A 2,469-nucleotide genomic window follows, 5' to 3' on the forward strand; every position below is an offset into this window, starting at 1 on the left:
TGATGAAAAAAGGAGCTTCTTTCTCAAGTGTAAAAGAAGCTCGCGATCAAATTGTAAAAGATTTTTTCCGAATTATTCTAACTCGTGCTGCTGTTCCTTGAAAAACAATAAACTGGATGAAGGGCTGGGGGATGGGGAGACGAAAGGACGCTTGTTTCCCTACCCTCTATCCCCTATCCCCTAATTCGCCACCGACAAATTCTCTGGCATACACACATTCGTACCGCCCAAACCGCAATAACCGCCAGGATTCTTGGCTAGATATTGTTGGTGATAGACTTCAGCATAGTAAAACTCTGGAGCTGGCAGGATCTCAGTAGTAATCTCTTTATGTCCCGCACGATCGAGAGCTGCTTGATAAGCTACTTTAGAATCCTGGGCTAATTGTTGTTGACTCTCAGAATAGGAATAGATACCCGATCGATACTGCGTTCCCGCATCGTTACCTTGGCGCATTCCTTGAGTGGGATTGTGGTTTTCCCAGAAGACTTTGAGCAGTTGCGAGTAACTGATGACTTCCGGATCGAATACCACCAGTACCACTTCGTTATGCCCAGTCAAACCACTACAAACCTCTTGATAGGTGGGATTGGTCGTACTGCCAGCTGCATAGCCCACAGCGGTAATATACACGCCTGCTGGCAACTGCCAGAATTTACGTTCGGCACCCCAAAAACAACCCATTCCAAACATAGCTGTTTCCAGGTGATCGGGATATGGTGGCGCAAACGGATTGCCATTGACAAAGTGCTTGGCGGGTAGAGCCATTTTTTCGGCTCTGCCCGGTAATGCATCCGCTGGCGCGGGAATAGTTGATTTTTTACCACCAAAGAGGTTAGATAGCATGATTTTTAGTTATTTTTAGTCGTGAAAGCTGACGGCCAGACAACCAGAACAGACCACCCATATTGGGTTTGAGAGCACTGTTTCTTCATCAATTCTAACGCATCGATTTGGCCGCAGGCCAACGTAAGTGGTCGTATTTTGCGACTTGACAAGCTTGATTGCCGATCTATCCTGATCGCGAACCTTTATAATTAAAGCTGCTAGTTGTGGACGCTTCAAAAACTGAGATGGTAAATTTAAATCCTACTTCTTCCTTTAGTATTTCCATGCACCTGGAAGTGCCCAATCGATCGGGGATGCTGGCGAGTATCGCTCAGGGTATCGCTTCTGTCGGTGGCAATATCAGCACGCTAGACATTACCGAGCAGACGCGGGTATTATCGCAGATCGATGTGACGGTTGATGCGACTAGTACCGAACATGGCGACCAAATTGTCGAAGTAGTCAAGTCGATTACTGAAGTGCGGCTGACGAGTACATTCGATCGAACGATGCAACTCCATCGCGGCGGTAAGATTCGGATGGAGAGCAAGATTCCGCTGACGCGTCAGTCGGATCTGGCAATGGCCTATACGCCTGGAGTCGGACGTGTCTGCATGGCAATTGCCAACGAACCCGAACGCGTTTATGAATTAACGATTAAGTGTAATACAGTGGCGATCGTCAGTGACGGTAGCGCAGTATTGGGATTGGGGAATCTGGGTGCCGCTGCTTCGATGCCGGTGATGGAAGGCAAGGCGATGCTATTTAAAGAATTTGCCGGACTCGATGCCTTCCCAATCTGTCTGGATACCCAAGATACCGAAGAAATTATCAAAACTGTCAAACATCTGGCTCCAGTCTTCGGGGGGATCAATCTCGAAGATATCGCTGCACCACGCTGCTTTGAGATCGAAGCGCGGTTGCGGGCAGAATTAGATATTCCGGTATTTCATGACGACCAACATGGTACCGCGATCGTCACCCTTGCGGCTCTGTTAAACTCGCTCAAGCTGGTCAAAAAGTCCCTCGATACCGTCAAAATTACCATTAACGGTGCTGGTGCTGCTGGAATTGCGATCGCCAAGTTATTTACAACTGCTGGCGTCAAGCATATCTGTATCTGTGATTCCAAAGGGATTATCTCGAATAGTCGTACCGATCTGAATCCTGAAAAACTGGAATTTGCCGTCGAGCAAACGGGGACTCTGGCTGATGCGATGGTTGGTGCGGACGTGTTCTTGGGTGTCAGTGCCCCTGGAGTAGTCAGTGTAGAAATGGTGAAATCGATGGCAAAAGATGCGATCGTGTTTGCGATGGCGAACCCAATTCCTGAAATTCAACCAGAATTAGTCAGTAATGATGTGGCGGTGATGGCGACGGGACGGAGTGATTATCCTAACCAGATTAATAATGTCTTAGCTTTTCCTGGTGTGTTTCGCGGTGCGATCGATTGTCGTGCCAATCAGATTACCATTAACATGTGTCTGGAAGCTGCCAAAGCGATCGCCTCACTCATCAATCCCAACGAACTCAATCGCGAATATATCGTCCCGTCTGTGTTCGACAAGCGCGTTGCTACCGCAGTCGCCTCTGCGGTGCAAAAAGCGGCGCGGGAAGAGGGAATTGCTAAGTATTAGGCAT

2 protein-coding genes are annotated in these 2,469 nt (G+C 48.2%); one reads left to right on the top strand and one right to left on the bottom strand.

What is annotated here, in order from left to right; genetic code table 11:
- Positions 1 to 180: 180 nt before the first annotated feature.
- A complete protein-coding gene (gene msrA, locus RMO27_RS18570; RefSeq protein WP_396133755.1) occupies positions 181 to 846 on the bottom strand; it encodes a peptide-methionine (S)-S-oxide reductase MsrA in 666 nt (221 codons plus the stop codon).
- 227 nt (positions 847 to 1,073) lie between these two features.
- Between msrA and RMO27_RS18575 the strand changes: the two genes are divergently transcribed.
- Positions 1,074 to 2,465 (top strand): NAD-dependent malic enzyme, encoded by a 1,392-nt coding sequence (locus RMO27_RS18575; protein WP_309735274.1) that lies wholly within the window; start codon positions 1,074 to 1,076, stop codon positions 2,463 to 2,465.
- Positions 2,466 to 2,469 lie beyond the last annotated feature (4 nt).

This window comes from Chamaesiphon sp. OTE_75_metabat_556, from assembly GCF_031378165.1.
GTDB lineage: Bacteria > Cyanobacteriota > Cyanobacteriia > Cyanobacteriales > Chamaesiphonaceae > Chamaesiphon.

What these genes read in the sequence shown, in the direction of transcription:
- RMO27_RS18575 (WP_309735274.1), top strand. Translation starts at nt 1,074, where the DNA reads ATGGTAAATTTAAATCCTACTTCTTCCTTTAGTATTTCCATGCACCTG.
- msrA (WP_396133755.1), bottom strand. Translation starts at nt 846, where the DNA reads ATGCTATCTAACCTCTTTGGTGGTAAAAAATCAACTATTCCCGCGCCA.